The sequence below is a fragment of the Streptomyces sp. NPDC048637 genome (assembly GCF_040650675.1).
In the GTDB taxonomy this organism is placed as follows: domain Bacteria; phylum Actinomycetota; class Actinomycetes; order Streptomycetales; family Streptomycetaceae; genus Streptomyces.
The window spans coordinates 12460-28061 of record NZ_JBEZHQ010000060.1 but is presented as its reverse complement, the minus strand read 5'-3'; the positions used below and the strand labels follow the sequence as shown (position 1 = coordinate 28061).

General features: G+C 71.6%; 12 protein-coding genes and 1 pseudogene. 7 read left to right on the top strand and 6 right to left on the bottom strand.

The window, feature by feature from the left end; genetic code table 11:
• Positions 1–299: 299 nt before the first annotated feature.
• Positions 300–2051, top strand: a complete 1752-nt coding sequence (locus tag AB0C46_RS38545) for a sigma-70 family RNA polymerase sigma factor (RefSeq protein ID WP_362833779.1) — start codon at positions 300–302, stop codon at positions 2049–2051.
• Positions 2052–2087: 36 nt separating this feature from the next.
• On the opposite strand, the gene AB0C46_RS38540 is transcribed toward AB0C46_RS38545, so the two are convergent.
• The gene (locus AB0C46_RS38540) at positions 2088–2960 is read right to left on the bottom strand and encodes a hypothetical protein (protein WP_362833778.1); all 873 of its coding nucleotides are present in this window, start codon (positions 2958–2960) and stop codon (positions 2088–2090) included.
• A gap of 76 nt (positions 2961–3036) precedes the next feature.
• Here AB0C46_RS38540 and AB0C46_RS38535 point away from each other — a divergent pair, with 76 nt between their 5' ends.
• The 4 genes from AB0C46_RS38535 (at position 3037) to ilvD (ending at position 7721) form a co-directional block, all read left to right on the top strand.
• Positions 3037–3963, top strand: a complete 927-nt coding sequence (locus AB0C46_RS38535; RefSeq protein WP_362833777.1) for a Ppx/GppA phosphatase family protein — start codon at positions 3037–3039, stop codon at positions 3961–3963.
• Positions 3964–4124: 161 nt separating this feature from the next.
• Complete coding sequence (locus AB0C46_RS38530) at positions 4125–4949, top strand: sugar phosphate isomerase/epimerase (protein WP_362833776.1); 825 nt, start codon at positions 4125–4127, stop codon at positions 4947–4949.
• A complete protein-coding gene (locus AB0C46_RS38525) occupies positions 4946–5596 on the top strand; it encodes a TetR family transcriptional regulator (RefSeq protein ID WP_362833775.1) in 651 nt (216 codons plus the stop codon). Before AB0C46_RS38530 ends, AB0C46_RS38525 begins: the two co-directional genes overlap by 4 nt.
• Before the next feature lie 274 nt (positions 5597–5870).
• Positions 5871–7721 carry a dihydroxy-acid dehydratase gene (gene ilvD, locus AB0C46_RS38520; protein ID WP_362833774.1) on the top strand — a complete coding sequence of 617 codons (1851 nt, stop codon included), beginning with the start codon at positions 5871–5873 and terminating at the stop codon, positions 7719–7721.
• 196 nt (positions 7722–7917) lie between these two features.
• Here ilvD and AB0C46_RS38515 read toward each other — a convergent pair whose 3' ends face one another.
• The 4 genes and pseudogenes from AB0C46_RS38515 to AB0C46_RS38500 form a co-directional block, all read right to left on the bottom strand.
• Entirely contained in the window at positions 7918–9078 is a 1161-nt protein-coding gene (locus AB0C46_RS38515) for an RICIN domain-containing protein (protein ID WP_362833773.1), read from the bottom strand.
• Between the two features lie 173 nt (positions 9079–9251).
• Entirely contained in the window at positions 9252–10148 is an 897-nt protein-coding gene (locus tag AB0C46_RS38510; protein WP_362833772.1) for a LysR family transcriptional regulator, read from the bottom strand.
• A gap of 190 nt (positions 10149–10338) precedes the next feature.
• A pseudogene (locus tag AB0C46_RS38505) lies at positions 10339–10473 on the bottom strand (DUF397 domain-containing protein); the annotation flags it as partial.
• Positions 10474–10743: 270 nt separating this feature from the next.
• Positions 10744–13329 (bottom strand): PQQ-binding-like beta-propeller repeat protein, encoded by a 2586-nt coding sequence (locus AB0C46_RS38500; protein ID WP_362833771.1) that lies wholly within the window; start codon positions 13327–13329, stop codon positions 10744–10746.
• Between the two features lie 226 nt (positions 13330–13555).
• On the opposite strand from AB0C46_RS38500, the gene AB0C46_RS38495 reads away from it, so the two are divergent.
• Together AB0C46_RS38495 and AB0C46_RS38490 are read left to right on the top strand one after the other, a co-directional pair.
• The gene (locus AB0C46_RS38495; protein ID WP_362833770.1) at positions 13556–13876 is read left to right on the top strand and encodes a peptidase; all 321 of its coding nucleotides are present in this window, start codon (positions 13556–13558) and stop codon (positions 13874–13876) included.
• A 101-nt stretch (positions 13877–13977) separates the two neighbouring features.
• Complete coding sequence (locus AB0C46_RS38490; protein WP_362833769.1) at positions 13978–14517, top strand: hypothetical protein; 540 nt, start codon at positions 13978–13980, stop codon at positions 14515–14517.
• A 141-nt stretch (positions 14518–14658) separates the two neighbouring features.
• Here the strand turns inward: AB0C46_RS38490 and AB0C46_RS38485 are convergent, their stop codons facing one another.
• Entirely contained in the window at positions 14659–15600 is a 942-nt protein-coding gene (locus AB0C46_RS38485; protein WP_362833791.1) for a hypothetical protein, read from the bottom strand.
• Positions 15601–15602 lie beyond the last annotated feature (2 nt).

The window sequence follows — 15602 nt, the reverse complement described above, 5'->3', positions numbered from 1 at the left end:
ATCGGCTGGGGCTGGGGCTGGGGCTGGGGCCGGGGCCGGGGCCGGGGCAGGGCCGGGCCGGGGTCGGGGCCGGGGCAGGGCCGGGCCGGGGTCGGGGGCCGGGGCCGGAGTCGGAGTCGGGGGTCGGTGCCGGGGCGCCGCGGCCGGCAGTTGCGCCGACCGAGTGGCGCATACGGAGTGCAGCTCCCGTGTAAAGAGCTATTCGTGTCCCCTTTTGAGGGAGATGGTCACCCGTAAGGGTTAAAAGTGTCCAACGCGAGCAAGCAGGGCTGCATCATCCGCCTACCGTCGCCGGGGTGATGAGCAGCAGGCCCGAGCACCCCACGCACTCCACCGGCGCACACCGGTCGCGCGGCGACGCGCGGCGCCGGAGCCGGCCGCAGCCGTCCGAGCGGCCCGGCCCGGACGCCGCGCGCCCCCCGGACAGGAGCCGCGACGGCTACCAGCCCTATCTGGACGGGCTGTTCACCTACTGCCTGTCCGTGCTGTGCGAACACGATGCCGCGACCGCGGTGCTCGGCGAGATGCTCGCGCTCGCCGAGCGGCACCACGGCCGGCGCCCCGCCGACCCGGCGCTGCACCGCTCCTGGCTCTACGCCCTGGCCCGCTGGGCCTGTCTGCGCCGGCTCGCCGAACGGACCGCGCCGGCCGCCGGGAAGCCGGGCCCCGGAGCGGCCCGCGAGGCCGAGCGCCGGCAGGGTGAACTGGCCGCGCTGGCCTGGCCGGAGGCCGCGGGCACCACCCCCGAGCAGCGCGAGGCGCTGGAGCTCGCGGTGCGTCATCACCTCGCCGCGGACGAGGTCGCCGCGGTGCTCGGCGCCGACCCGATCGCCACCCGCACGCTGCTGGCCACCGCGTCCTGCGAGGTCGAACGGACCCGGGCGGCGCTGGCCGTCGTGGAGTCCGGCCGCTGCCGCGAGGTCGCGCGGCTGGCGGGGGACACCCAGATGCTGCTGGGCGCGGCGCTGAGCCGGGAGCTGGTGCGCCATGTCGACGACTGTGCCGAGTGCCGGCGGACCGCCGAGCGGGCCACCGCCCCGGGGACCTGGCCGGGCACCGCACCGGTGCCCCAGGGCACCCTGCCGCTGGTCACTGCGCCCCGGGAGGCGGTGCTCGGTGCGCTGGCGGCGGCCCGGGGTGCCAAGTCGGGCCGCGCGGAAGGGGTGGCCGGTGCGGGACGCGGCGGCCGGGCGAGTGGGGCAAACGGTTCTCCTCGTTATGACCGTGCCGGATTCCCCGTCGGTCCGCCCAAGGACCGGGTGGCCCGCCGGCGCCGGCTGCGCAACCGGGCGCTGACCACCACCGTGGTCGCCACGGTCGTCGCGGCGCCGGTGCTGGCCCTGTGGGCGGCGTACCGGGGCGGCCCCGCCACCGACGTGGCGGCGGACGACTCGCCCTCGGTGACGGCCAGCGACACGGAACCGGGGCCGCGGCTGGGCGGCCGCCCGTACGAGAACGCCGGCAATGCCAGGACGACGCCCGAGCCCGGCTTCACGGCGGGCGACGGGACGCCCGATGTGTCCGTCGAGGTGATCAGCGCGGACGGCACCCCGCAGCGGCCGGACGAGCCGGGCCGCCGGCGGGAGTGGGGCCCCGGCCGGCTGACCGTCGCCGCCGCGCCCAGTGGACGGACCACGGTCATCACGCTCACCGCCTCGGGCGGCGCCCCGGTGCGCTGGCGGGCGTCGGCGGGCGCGGCCTGGCTGCAGATGAGTCATACGGCGGGCACGCTGCGGCCGGGCGAGTCCACGACGATCACGGTCGATATCGACCACGACCGGGAGCCGGCCGGCCACTGGCGGGCCAGGATCGCCATCGAGCCCGGCGGCACCGCCGTCACGATGCGGGGCCACGGTGTGACCGGGCCGGCTCCCGGCCCGCAGCGTCCGACGCCCCCGCACCCGAAGCCGACCCCGCCGTCCCCGAAGCCGACGCCCACGCCGACCCCGACGTCCCCGTCGCCCACTCCGACGGCGCCGAGTCCGACGCCGAAGCCGACCGGCCCGGACCCGTCCTCGACGCCGTCGAACACGACACATCCGGCCCGCTGAGCGCACCCCCGGCGGTCCGTCGGCCCCGGTGTGCGCCTACTTCTCCTGGTGCGGCTTCTTCGGGGGCCGGGGGTCCGCCGGATGCGGCGCCATCGGCAGCGTCGCCGCCAGCCGCTCCTCGCACAGTTCGGCGAGCTTGGCGTAGCCCTTCTTGCCCATCAGCTCGGTCAGCTCGGGCTTGTACGAGACGTACACCGGCTCGCCCGCGCCGTGCGCCGAGGTCGCGGAGGTGCACCACCAGTGCAGGTCATGGCCGCCGGAGCCCCAGCCGCGGCGGTCGTACTCGCCGATCGTCACCTGCAGGATCTGGGTGTCGTCCGGCCGGTCGATCCAGTCGTAGGTGCGCCGGACCGGCAGCTGCCAGCAGACGTCCGGCTTGGTCTCCAGGGGCTCGCGGCCCTCGCGCAGCGCGAGGAGGTGCAGCGAGCAGCCCGCACCGGCCGGGAAGCCGGGGCGGTTCTGGAAGATGCAGGAGCCCTCCCAGCGCCGGGTCTGCCGCTCGCCGTCCTCGTCCTCCTCGGTCCAGCCGGTCGTGGTGCCCACGTCGTGGTGCTGCCACACCTCGGGCGTGAGCCGTGCCACATGCTCGGCCACCCGCTGCTCGTCGTCGTCGTCCGAGAAGTGCGCGCCGAGCGTGCAGCAGCCGTCGTCCGCCCGGCCGGCCTGGATGCCCTGGCAGCCACTGCCGAAGATGCAGGTCCAGCGGGACGTCAGCCAGGTCAGGTCGCAGCGGAAGAGCTGCTCGTCGTCGCCCGGGTCCGGGAAGGTGACCCAGGCGCGGGCGAAGTCGAGGCCGACCTCGTCGGCCCGGGCCCCGTCGGGGGACGGCGTCCCCTCAGTCGCCTGAGCGCGTCGCTTTTCTTCCTTCTTCAGCGCTTTTTCGTGCTTCGCCTTTTTCGTCTTTGCCACGACTCCAGCGTAAGGGTGAGCGACGGTGCGGACCGCGCCGACAGGAGCGGGGCACGCGCGCAGTAGGTTTCCCCGTATGAGACTCGGTGTCCTCGATGTGGGTTCGAATACGGTCCATCTGTTGGTGGTGGACGCACACCCGGGCGCACGCCCGCTGCCTGCCTATTCGCACAAGGCGGAGCTGCGCCTTGCCGAACTCCTCGACGGGGCCGGGGCGATAAGCGATGGCGGGGTGGAGCGCCTGGTGGCCACCATCCACGAGGCGCTGCAGGTGGCCGAGGACAAGGGCGTCGAGAGTGTGCTGCCGTTCGCCACGTCGGCGATCCGTGAGGCCACCAACGGGGAGGACGTGCTGCGCCGGGTCGCCCTGGAGACCGATGTCGAGCTGCAGGTGCTCTCCGGTGAGGACGAGGCGCGGCTCACTTTCCTCGCCGCCCGCCGGTGGCTGGGCTGGTCCGCCGGCCGACTGCTGGTGCTGGACATCGGCGGCGGCTCGCTGGAGATCGCCTACGGCCTCGACGAGGACCCGGACGTGGCAGTGTCGCTGCCGCTGGGCGCCGGCCGGCTGACCGCGGGCGATCTGCCCGGCGACCCGCCGGAGTCCGAGGACGTCCGGACGCTGCGCCGCCGGGTGCGGGCCGAGATCGCCAAGGTGGTGAGCGAATTCAGCCGCTACGGCACGCCCGACCAGGTCGTCGGCACGTCCAAGACCTTCAAGCAGCTGGCCCGGATCGCGGGCGCCGCGCGCTCCGCCGAGGGCCTGTACGTCCAGCGTGAGCTGACCCGCAAGAAGCTGGAGGAGTGGGTGCCGCGGCTGGCCGGGATGTCCGCGGAGGAGCGGGTGGCGCTGCCCGGGGTGTCCGAGGGGCGCTCGCGGCAGCTGCTCGCCGGGGCGCTGGTCGCCGAGGCGGCGATGGACCTGTTCGGGGTCGAGACGCTGGGGATCTGCCCGTGGGCGCTGCGCGAGGGCGTCATTCTGCGGCGGCTGGACCATCTGCCGTAGCGCGTCCGGTGCGGGTGAGTCTCGTCACGCCCCCGCCGGTCGTGTCGCCCCGGTAGTGCCTGTTCCGGCCTCCCCGTCCACGGGGACGGGCCACCGGCGGCGGGCCGTGGCTGTCCGGACCTCATGCCCTGTGCGCAGCCCCGGCCCGTACGCTGTCCTTCGTGACAGAGCCAGTGGTGCGCATCCCGGATGCGAAGGTCGCGCTGTCCACGGCCTCGGTGTATCCGGAGTCGACGGCGACGGCCTTCGAGATCGCCGCGCGCCTCGGCTACGACGGCGTCGAGGTCATGGTGTGGACCGATCCGGTCAGCCAGGACATCGATGCGCTGCGCCGGCTCTCGGACTACCACGGGGTGCCGGTGCTGGCCGTCCACGCACCGTGTCTGCTGATCACCCAGCGGGTGTGGTCCACCGATCCGTGGGTCAAGCTGCAGCGCGCCCGCAACGCCGCGGAGAAGCTGGGTGCCTCGACGGTGGTCGTGCACCCGCCGTTCCGCTGGCAGCGCAGCTATGCGCGGGAGTTCGTCCGCGGGGTGTGGCGGATGGAGCACGAGACGGACGTGAAGTTCGCCGTCGAGAACATGTACCCGTGGCGCTACCGGGACCGCGAGATGCTCGCGTACGCCCCCGACTGGGACCCCACCAACGACGACTACCGGCACTTCACGGTCGATCTGTCGCACACCGCCACCGCGCGCAATGACGCGCTGGAGATGGTGGAGCGGATGGGCGACCGGCTGGCGCATGTGCACCTCGCCGACGGCAACGGCTCCGCCAAGGACGAGCATCTGGTGCCGGGGCGCGGCAGCCAGCCGTGCGCCGCGATGCTGGAGCGGCTGGCCGCGCGCGGCTTCGGCGGCCATGTGGTGGTCGAGGTCAACACCCGGCGGGCGATGTCCGCCGCCGAACGCGAGGCCGACCTGGCGGAGGCGCTGGCCTTCACCCGGCTGCATCTCGCCTCACCGAACCGGGTCCCGGGCTCATGAACGGCGGCCGGGACGACGGGTCCCCGGGTCCCGGCACGCCGCCCGCACCGGCCCGCCGCCGCGGCCGCCCGGCCCGTGCCGCCGCCGAGGCCGGCCCCGGCGCCCGGGACCGCATCCTGGCCGCGGCCCGTACGGAGTTCGCCGAGCGCGGCTACGACAAGACCTCGGTGCGTGGTATCGCCAAGGCGGCCGGGGTGGACGCGGCGCTGGTCCATCACTACTTCGGCACCAAGGAGCAGGTCTTCGCGGCGGCCATCGAGCTGACCTTCGCGCCCGCGCTGACCATGCCGGACGCTCTCGCGGGCGGGGGTGCGGACGTGGGCGAGCGGATGGCCCGCTTCATGTTCGGCATCTGGGAGAACCCGGTCAGCCGGCAGCCGCTGCTGGCGATCCTGCGCTCGGCGCTGACCAACGACACCGCCGCGGCCGTGCTGCGCGGCCTCATCGAGCGCCGGATGCTCCAGCGGGTCGCGGGCGAACTGGCCGTCCCCGACCCGGAGTTCCGGGTGCAGCTGGCCGCCGGGCACCTCATCGGGATCGCCATGCTGCGCTATGTGATCAAGATGGATCCGGTCGCCTCCGCGGAACCGGAGGAGATCATCGCCATGGTCGCGCCGACCCTCCAGCGGTATCTGACACGGCCCTGAGGTATCTAACGCAGCTCCGACGTATCTGACACGGCCCTGACAAGGGCCCTGCCGAGGCGCCTCGTCGGCCTGTCCACGTCCGTGACCTGCGAGAAGTCCTCCCGATCCGTGTCCGCACTGCGGTCAGCCGTCTCACATCCCGGAGAGGGTGTCCAGATCTTGGATCAGGAGCGTAATCTCGACAGGAGCTGATATATGACGCCGCCCGGGGCGTGGCCAGGGCCAGGTACCGGCACCGGCGGTCGTACGGACGATCCCGAGGGAGTGACCCATCGTGCCTGATCTGAGGTCCCGCACCGTTACCCATGGCCGCAACATGGCCGGCGCCCGAGCCCTTATGCAGGCCTCCGGCGTAGCGCGCGAGGACTTCGGCAAGCCGATCATCGCGGTGGCCAACAGCTTCACCGAGTTCGTGCCCGGCCACACCCACCTCCAGCCGGTCGGCCGGATCGTCTCCGAGGCGATCCACGCCGCGGGCGGCATCGCGCGCGAGTTCAACACCATCGCGGTCGACGACGGCATCGCGATGGGCCACGGCGGCATGCTCTACAGCCTGCCCTCCCGCGATCTGATCGCCGACTCCGTCGAGTACATGGTCGAGGCGCACTGCGCGGACGCGCTGATCTGCATCTCCAACTGCGACAAGATCACGCCCGGCATGCTGATGGCCGCGATGCGGCTCAACATCCCGACCGTCTTCGTCTCCGGCGGCCCGATGGAGTCCGGCAAGACGACCCTCGTCGACGGCACCGTCCGCACCCTCGACCTGGTCGACGCGATCTCCGACGCCGTCAACGACAAGATCTCGGACGAGGACATCCTCCGCATCGAGGAGAACGCCTGTCCCACCTGCGGCTCCTGTTCGGGCATGTTCACCGCCAACTCGATGAACTGCCTGACCGAGGCCATCGGCCTCTCGCTGCCCGGCAACGGCTCGACGCTGGCCACCCACACCGCCCGCAAGGCGCTGTACGAGAACGCCGGCCGCACCGTCGTCGAGATCACCAAGCGGCACTACGACGAGGACGACCACACCGTCCTGCCGCGCAACATCGGCAGCCGCGCCTCCTTCGAGAACGCCATGGCCCTGGACATCGCCATGGGCGGCTCGACCAACACGATCCTGCACCTGCTCGCCGCGGCGCAGGAAGCCGGCCTGAACTTCGACCTGGACGACATCAACGCCGTCTCCCGCCGGGTGCCCTGCCTGGCGAAGGTCGCCCCGAACGTCGCCCCCGGCGGCACGTACTACATGGAGGACGTGCACCGCGCCGGCGGCATCCCCGCCATCCTCGGTGAGCTCTACCGCGGCGGTCTGCTCAACGAGGACGTGCACACCGTCCACAGCGCCTCGATCGAGGAGTGGCTCAAGACCTGGGACGTGCGCGGCGGCTCCCCCTCCGACGAGGCCGTCGAGCTGTGGCACGCGGCCCCCGGCTGCAAGCGCTCCGCGACCGCCTTCTCGCAGTCCGAGCGCTGGGACTCCCTCGATGTGGACGCGGCCGGCGGCTGCATCCGCGATATGGCGCACGCCTACTCCGTCGACGGCGGCCTGGCGGTCCTCAAGGGCAACATCGCCGAGGACGGCTGCGTCGTGAAGACCGCCGGTGTCGACGAGTCCATCTGGACCTTCGAGGGCCCCGCCGTGGTCTGCGAGTCGCAGGAGGAGGCCGTCGACAAGATCCTCAAGAAGCAGGTCAAGGAGGGCGACGTCGTCGTCATCCGCTACGAGGGCCCCAAGGGCGGCCCCGGCATGCAGGAGATGCTCTACCCGACGTCCTTCCTCAAGGGCCGCGGCCTGGGCAAGACCTGCGCACTGGTCACCGACGGCCGCTTCTCCGGCGGTACGTCCGGCCTGTCCATCGGCCACGCCTCACCCGAGGCGGCGGCCGGCGGCACCATCGCCCTCGTCGAGGACGGCGACCGCATCCGGATCGACATCCCGAACCGTGGCATCGAACTCCTCGTCAGCGAGGAGGAGTTGACGGCCCGCCGGGAAGCCCTGGGCGGCGTCTACGCGCCCAGGAACCGCGAGCGCAAGGTCTCGCAGGCGCTCCGCGCCTACGCGGCGATGGCCACCAGCGCGGACAAGGGCGCGGTGCGGGATGTGAACCTGCTGGGCTGAGCCGGAGCGCACACAACAGGGCGCCGGCAGGTCCGGTCAGCAAGGCACAACTAGGCGCAGCTAGGCACCACTAGGCACAGCTAGGCACAGCTAGGCGCAGCCGGACACAGCACGGTGCCGGCGGTCGTGGGATACGACCGCCGGCACTTTGCTTTGCTTTTTGGCCAGGGCCCTTGAAGGGGCTACGAGGTGGCTGTCAGCAGTTTGCCGGGGGGGTCGGTCCGGTCTTGATCTCCCACAGCGAGTTGTTCTTGCTTCCGTCGCCGCCGAGAACGATGTTGGCGACCATCGGGTTGTTGCTGTCGCCGCTGAACTCCCACCGCGCCCAGTCATTCGTGGCGAAGACGAACTTCCCGGTCAGTTTCCGGGTCATCGGCCGCTCTTCCAGCCATGCCCACTGGCCGGCGGGAATAGTGGGTGTCACTTCCTGCGACCAGGTCTTCTGCTCACCCGTGGTGCGGGCATAGTTGCTCTGCCAGGTCCGGCTGAACTTCTGCGAGATCTTGAGCGAGGCCACGTCCGGCTTCCCGAGCGTCAGCTCCACGCCCGACTCCATGGAATTCTGGATGAATCCTCCGGCGGTTTCGGAGTTGATGCTGGTCTCCGACTGGATGAACTTGGTCGTCCCGGGCTCCGGCCCCGAGTTCTTTACAGGATTGCCGCGGCATATCGGGTTCCCGGGGACGGCCTCACCCTGTTGCGTGGTCTCCCACTTGCAGTAGGACTTGTCCTTGTCGCACTTGGTCATCGCGTACTCGGCCGCGAGTGTCCGCATGGCCTGAGTGTTATGGCCCGACTCCTCCGGGAGCGACATGTCCTGGATGCTGAAGAAGGAGGCCTGGTCACCCTGGGCGCAGGTGTGGGGTTCCACCGGGTTCGAGTGGTAGACGAAATTCTGTCCGGAGTGCCCGCCCCTGGCATTCAGGCACCTGTCATCCTTCACCGAGCCGATCATGAACCCGCCGGACGGTGACGGCTGGAGATACCACTTCTGGTCCTCGTTGTTGGCGCAGTCCTCCTCATGCACCTGCAGGGGAGCCCCCGACACGCATTTCTTGCTGTCACGGACGACCATCTGGAAGCTGCCGTCGCCGGTATTCCGGAACTGGAACCTCTGATTGTCGCTGCCGTTGCCGTTCTTGGGGTAGACATAGGCGCCCCCGAGGGATGCCATACCGTTTCCACCCCAGCCGCGCCCGATGTCCAGCACCCGCCAGTTGGGAGACTCCAGCTTGCTGTAGACGACCAGGCACTCCAGCTCCGTCGTGCAATCGCCTTCTGCCGCTCGCGCCTGAACTGCCCCCAGCGGCGACATCAAGCCGGCCGTGAATGCCATCGCGGCGAATGCGATCAGCAAGGATCGCACCCGCATAACCCGTGATCTGAGAGTGTTCACATTCAGTACCCTCGTCCTGTCCGTTCCTTTGATGATGTGTCGGCTTACCGTGCGTTTACGCCGACGGTCACATCTTCAACGGAATCGAACTGCCGGAACACCCCGTTCCGGACAATGGCGCCATAGGCAAAACGCTATGCGTCAGCCACCGTTCGGAGCAGACGGGCGAATTCCTGCTCGGCAGGCGAGAGCGAAGTTTCGCGGGAGGTGGCCAGCACGATGGTGCGGGCGGGCAGCCCGGGGTCGGGCCTGGCCAACGCCAGGTGCCCGTCCCGCAGTTCCTGGGCCACGCAACGCTGCGGCATCACGGCGACACCGAGCCCGGCGATCACCGCCTGCTTGAGCATCTCGTTCCCCGTGACCCCAGGGCACTGCGAGGGTGGCAGCCCCCAGAGAGCCATGGCGTCATCCTGGGCCCTGCGGGTCGCAGAGCCCTCTTCCCGGAACAGGAAGCGCTGCTGCGCGAGGTCGCACGGGGTCACCACGCGTCCGGCCGGCAGATGCCCCGGGTGCGCAACAAGGAGGAACTGCTCGTCCAGGATCGGCTCCACGCGGTGATGCGGTGACCCTCCCGCCCGGTCACCGGGCAGTACGGCCAGACGCACCTCGCCATCCGTCAACTGCCGGGTAATCTCCGTGGTATTGGCGGTCCTGAGCTGGCACTCGACACCAGGAAACAGCTCGGCGAACCGGCTGAACACCGGCAGAAGCAGATAGCTGCTGTAGGTGGCCGTGCTGCCCACTACGAGGCGTCCCGAAGGGGCTCCGGATACCCGGCCGATGGCGGCTGCGGTCTCTTGCGCGAGGGACGAGAACTGCTGGGCGTACTGGAGGAGCACTCTGCCTTGAGCCGTCAGCCGTAGCTGCGGACCGGACCGGTCGATGAGGGTGGTACGCAAGGAGGCTTCCAGCCTGTGCACATGCTGGGAGACCGAGGGCTGGCTCATGTACAGCTTCCGCGCCGCCGCGGAGAACCCCCCGCACTCCACGACCTGCTCGAAGACCCACAGCCGGTGCAAGTTGAGCTTCATGTACGTGTCTCCGCAGGTAGGGGCGGACGGGAATCGGCCCGATGGTCGGAATGCGCGCATAAGGCACGCATAAGGGCTATGTTCAGGTACTTACGTGTACGTCATTGCACGGCCATGCGGAGGCCGCGTAACAGGGACCGGCCCCCGTCGCGGGTGACGATGGGGGCCGGTCTGTGAGGCCGTGGTGCCAGGCGCTGGGCAGTTGCCCGTCCTTCGCGGCGTTTACGAAGGACGACCAGGTGGATGCCTCGAAGGTGAGGGCCGGGCCGTGGGGGTTCTTGCTGTCGCGGACGAGGGTCAGGGCGGGGAGGCCGTCGGAGACCTCGCCGCGAAAGGCAGCCTGCAAGGGGTATGCGCGCCCTTTTTCCGGTCCCTTCTCGTCAGGGCCGGAACGTGGACACGACGCGCAAGCTCATCGCGGTGCTCAATCGGGCGGCCCGGTGAGTGGGGGCGCCCCCGACGTCTCTCCGGCGTGCCACGTCGGCAGGCATCCGGCGTGTGACAAGGGCATCCCCGTGTCCGAGGCCGCCACCGTGCCCGGCGTCCGGCGCGAAACCTGTGCCTGCCGCTGTCACCGGGACCGCGGGCCGTCCCGTCACCAGCCCGCCGGGTCCTCCGTCGCCGCCGCGAAGACCGTCCCGTCCGGGGCCGCCGCATAGACCCGGCCCCCGGGGCCGTCCGTACGCGGGGCCGGGAGCGTCTCCACGAACCCGTTGTGCCGGCCGTTCATCCGCGGCGGGGTCTGTCCCAGCAGCTCACCCGATCCGGCGTCGATCGCGAGCAGCCGGCCGTCCGCCGCCGTGAAGTACACCCGGCCGTCGCTCACCACCGGCGCCGAGCCCCGGCTGACCGAGGTCTCGGTGTCCCACGTGTGCCGGCCGACGGCCTGCAGGGAGCCGCCCTCGGCCAGCAGATACACCGACTCGCCGTGTACCACGGCGGACGCACCGTCCAGCGGCGCGGTCAGCTTCAGGCGGCGGCTGTGCCCGCTGTCCGGGTCGTAGCGGACGACAGCGGTGGTGCGGTACGACAGCGTCGGGTCCGTGACGGTCAGATAGAGCGCCCCCGACGCACCGGAACCGGCCACGGCGAGCACCCCGGGCAGCCGCCGCGACCAGCGAACCCTGCCGTCGGCCGGGTCGATGGCGGTGACCTGGGTGGCTTTCCCGTCGGGGGTGCCCTCGGCCGCGTAGGCGGTGTGCGCATCGCCGAACGACGCGAAGAGCGGCAGCTGATGCCCAGGGAACCGCTTCTGCCAGCGCTGCCGGTGCGTGGTGCTGTCCAGCGCGGTGACCGTGCCGTCCGCCGCGGCCAGCAGGATGCGGTCGCCGACGACCTTGGCCCCGCCCTCGTACCCGGAGACGTCCTTGGACCAGCGGGTGGTGCCCTTGCCGTCCGCCGACGGGTCGAGGGCCAGCAGCCGGCTGCCGTCGTTGGAGAAGACGTACAGCAGCCCGCCGGAGAGCACCGGCGCGGTCCGGGACACGGCCTTCTTCGCCGCGTCCTTGCCGGTGGCGGTGGGGTCCTTGCTCCGCCATGCCACCTGGCCGGAGTCCGGGTCGAGCCGGGCGGCCAGTACGCCGGGCTGACCGCAGAAGACGGCGCCGGAACCGGTGGTGCAGTGCGGAAGTTCGGCGTCGTAGCCCTTGGGGCGCTCGACGAGGGTGGTGTGCCACGGGTGGAAGTCGGCGCGGCCGTCGCGCGACGGATGGGTCTGCAGGGCCGGGTCCTGGCCGGTGCCGCCGGGGGACAGCGCCTGGACACCCGCGTAGGTGCCGGCTCCGGTCACGACGAGGGCGACGGCGGCCCAGAGGGGCCAGCGGCGGGCACGGAGGCCGGAGCCGGAGCGGGAACGGGAGCGGCGGTTGGAAGGGGAGCGGGCAGGGCGGCCGGGCGTGGCGGAGGAGGCGGGGAGTTCCGGGGTCGCGGGGCGGCCGGAATCGTCAGCGAAACCGGGGCCGTCGGCGAAACCGGGGCCGTCGGGGTGCTCGACGGGTGCGGGGGCGCGGACATGCGTGGTCTCGGCGCGCGACGGGGTGGCCGCGGCCCGTACCTGCTGCGGCTGCTCCGGCCGGCGGTGCACCGGCTGCCGCTGCTCGGGTACCCGCGCCGCCGGCACCTGCGCCGCCGGCACAAGGCCGTCGGGCACCACACCGTCGGGCGCCGGATCGTCCGCCACCGCGCCGCCCGTCACCGCGCCGCCGGCCGGTACGCCGTCGGGCAGGGCCCCGTCCGCCACCGCAGCATCCGCCGCTACGTCGTAGGGCACCGCGCCGCCCGCCACACCACCGCCGGGCACGCCACCATCCGCCACACCACCGCCCGGCACCAGGCCGCTGAGCGGTAGGTCCCCGGGCGCGTCCGTCCGCAGCAGCTCCATCAGTGCATCCGGTGTCGGCCGGTCCGCCGGATCCTTCGCCAGACAGCTCTCGACCAGCGGCACCAACTCCGGTGGCACACCCGCCAGATCGGCCTCGTCGTGCACCACCTGGTACGCGACGAGATACGGGCTCTCCGAGTCGAACGGGCCGCGTCCGGTGGCGGCATGCACCAGTACCGAGCCCAGCGCGAAGACATCGGCCGCCGGGCCCACTTCGCGAGGCCGCTGGAACTGTTCGGGCGCCATGAAGGGCGGCGTACCGATCAACTTGCCGGTCTCGGTGCGCATTTCACTGTCGGAGGGCCGTGAGATACCGAAGTCGATGACTTTCGGCCCATCTGTGGCAAGCAGCACATTTCCGGGCTTCAGATCGCGGTGCACCACCCCGGCGCGGTGGATGTCGCGCAGCGCCTCGGCGAGCCCCGAGGCCAGCCGCCGCACCTCGTCGACCGCCTGCGGGCCGTTCCGCTTCACATGATCGGAGAGCGTCGGGCCGGGGATGTGGAGGGTCGCCATCCAGGGGCGTTCGGCGTCCGGGTCAGCGTCCACGACGGGTGCCGTGAAGGCCCCGCTGACCCGCCGCGCGGCCGCCACCTCCTGCCGGAACCGCCCACGGAACTCTGGGTCCTGGGCGAATTCACCATGGATGACCTTGACCGCGAGCAGCAGCCCGGAGGACGAGCGCGCCAGATGGACCACGCCCATGCCGCCGGAGCCGAGCCGCGCCTCCAGGCGGTATTGGCCGGCGTATTCCGGATGCTCCGCTTCCGGGCCGATGCCGGAATCGCGCAGCGATGGCATGGTTCCACCCCCGTGTCATTACCCGTGCCATTCGGTCGCAGGTGCGACGCGCGGAGCCTAGTCGATGGTGCGTGCGAGGTGAACGAGGCTTGCTAGCGTGCGCGTTGCGGAACCGCACCGGGCGGCGGCACGGGGAGCTCCACGAGCGACTCCACTAGCGGCCCCGCGGGCAACGTCACCAACTTCACCAACATCACCACCATCATCATCAACGGGGGAACACGAAATGACCACACAGGACCATCAGGGCGCCGTGGAAGCGGCCGACGGCCAGGCGCTCGCCGCCGCGGCGGGCGGTCTCACCTATCCCGTCGCGCCCGGCTACCGCGTCAAGGTCCGCAAGGGCCCCGGCACCGACTACCCGGTCGTCCGGCAGCTCGCCGAGGGCGTGACCATCCAGATCCGCTGCCAGCAGTACGGCGAGAAGGTCAGCGGCCCGTACGGCACCTCGGACATCTGGGACAGCATCGCGCCCGGCCAGTACATCTCCGACACCTACGTCCGCACCGGCAGCAGCGGCATGGTCGCGCAGCGCTGCACGAGCTGAGGCACGGCGCCGCCGGACCACGGAACCGGGGTGACCCGGCGCCACAGGTCGCCGGGTGCCAGGTCGCCGGGTGACCGGGCCCGCCGGGGATAATCGCTGCCATGAGCGATGAGCAGCGGCCCTCGGCGAGCCCGGAGTCCGGCGGCGCCGCGTCCGGCGGTCCCGGGCCGGAGGCGATCCGGTTCTTCGGCACCACCTGGCTCCACCACGACGGCGGCTACGGCCTGCGCCGGGCCGGCGTCGCGGCGGGCTCGCTCGCGCTCGCCGCGGCCGGTGCGGCCGTCCTGCGCTTCGCGTTCCAGGGCCTGGAGATCGCCGCCGTCGGCCCGTTCGTCGGCATCCTCGTCGTCGCCGGCTTCGCCATCTGCAGCGCCCTGGCCTTCCGCCGCACCTGGGACGGCTTCGTCCGCCGCCCCGACCCGGCTGCCCAGGGCGCGGCCGACAAGTCCGCGCAGAGCCTGATGTTCATCGGCTTCATCGGCTCACTGCTCGCCTACTTCTGCCGCAGCCTCATCGAGGCCCCAGGGGAGAAGCTGCACCGCACCGAGTACACCGCCGCCCGCGAACGCCACGAACGCCGCCGCGGCAGCCGCACCGGCAACCCGGCCGCGCGGAAGTCCAAACCGAAGAAGCGCCGCTGAAGCAACGGGCGGCTCTACGGGCGTGGCGGGCGGCTCCCCGGACCTGGCGGGTGGCCCAACGGAAGTGACGGGCCGGCTCCATGGGAGTGGCGGGCCGGCTCCACGGAAGTGGCGGGCGGCCCAACCGGCGGGGCGCCCGGCTCAGTCCGTCCCGTACCTGGCTGCCATCGCGCGGAACACCTCCCGCGGCTCCCAGCGCTCCTCGTCGAGCATCCGGACCACGCCGTACGACGACAGATCCGCGCCCTTCCGCGTCTTGAAGCCGGCGAAGGTGAACCAGAGCGCGGTGTCCACGCCCTCGGCCTCGAAGAGGTCCAGCAACTCGGTGAAGTAGCGCACCTGCTCGCTCTCGTCCGGCACCGCCCCCTCCGGCGGCTGCCAGGCCATCCCGCCCCGCTCGCCCGCGCCCTGGTAAGCACAGGTGCCGAACTCGGTCACCGCCACCGGCTTGCCTTGACCGAGGTGCTCGCGCAGCTCGTCCAGGAACGTTGTGGCGTTGTACGCGGCCCGGTACGCATCCACGCCCACGACATCGAAGGGCCGCCAGTCGACGGACTCCCACGGCCCCGAGGCGTAGGTGATCCGGCCACCGAAGCGGGTCCTGACCAGCGCGGCGGTCTCGGCGAGAAAGCTGTTGAGCCGATCCTGCACCGGCCCCAGCGACATCCACCAGTCGAGGTCCGCGGTGGTCATCGCCTGCAGCCGGTCCCGGTAGCTCTCCCCGGGGATGAAGCCCGCGCCGAACGCGCTCAGCTCGCATCCGGCGACGAACACCACCTCCGCCCCGCCCGCCCGTACGGCCTCGGCCCGCTCGGCACAGTCGGCGAAGAACGGCAGCAGCTCCTCGGGCGTGAGATCCACCGGGAACGGCGCGAACCACACCTCCAGCCCGGCGTCCGCGGCGTATTGCGCGGCGATGCTCAGCCGCTCCGGATCACCGCCCGATATCCGCACCGCATCGCAGTGCAGCTCACCGGCGATCGCCGCGATGTCCCCGCGCACCGCCTCGGCCGTGAAGGTCTTACGGGAAAGCTCGTCCCCGGGAAGGAACCCGGTGTCGTAATTGATGCCCCGCGCGCGCATGC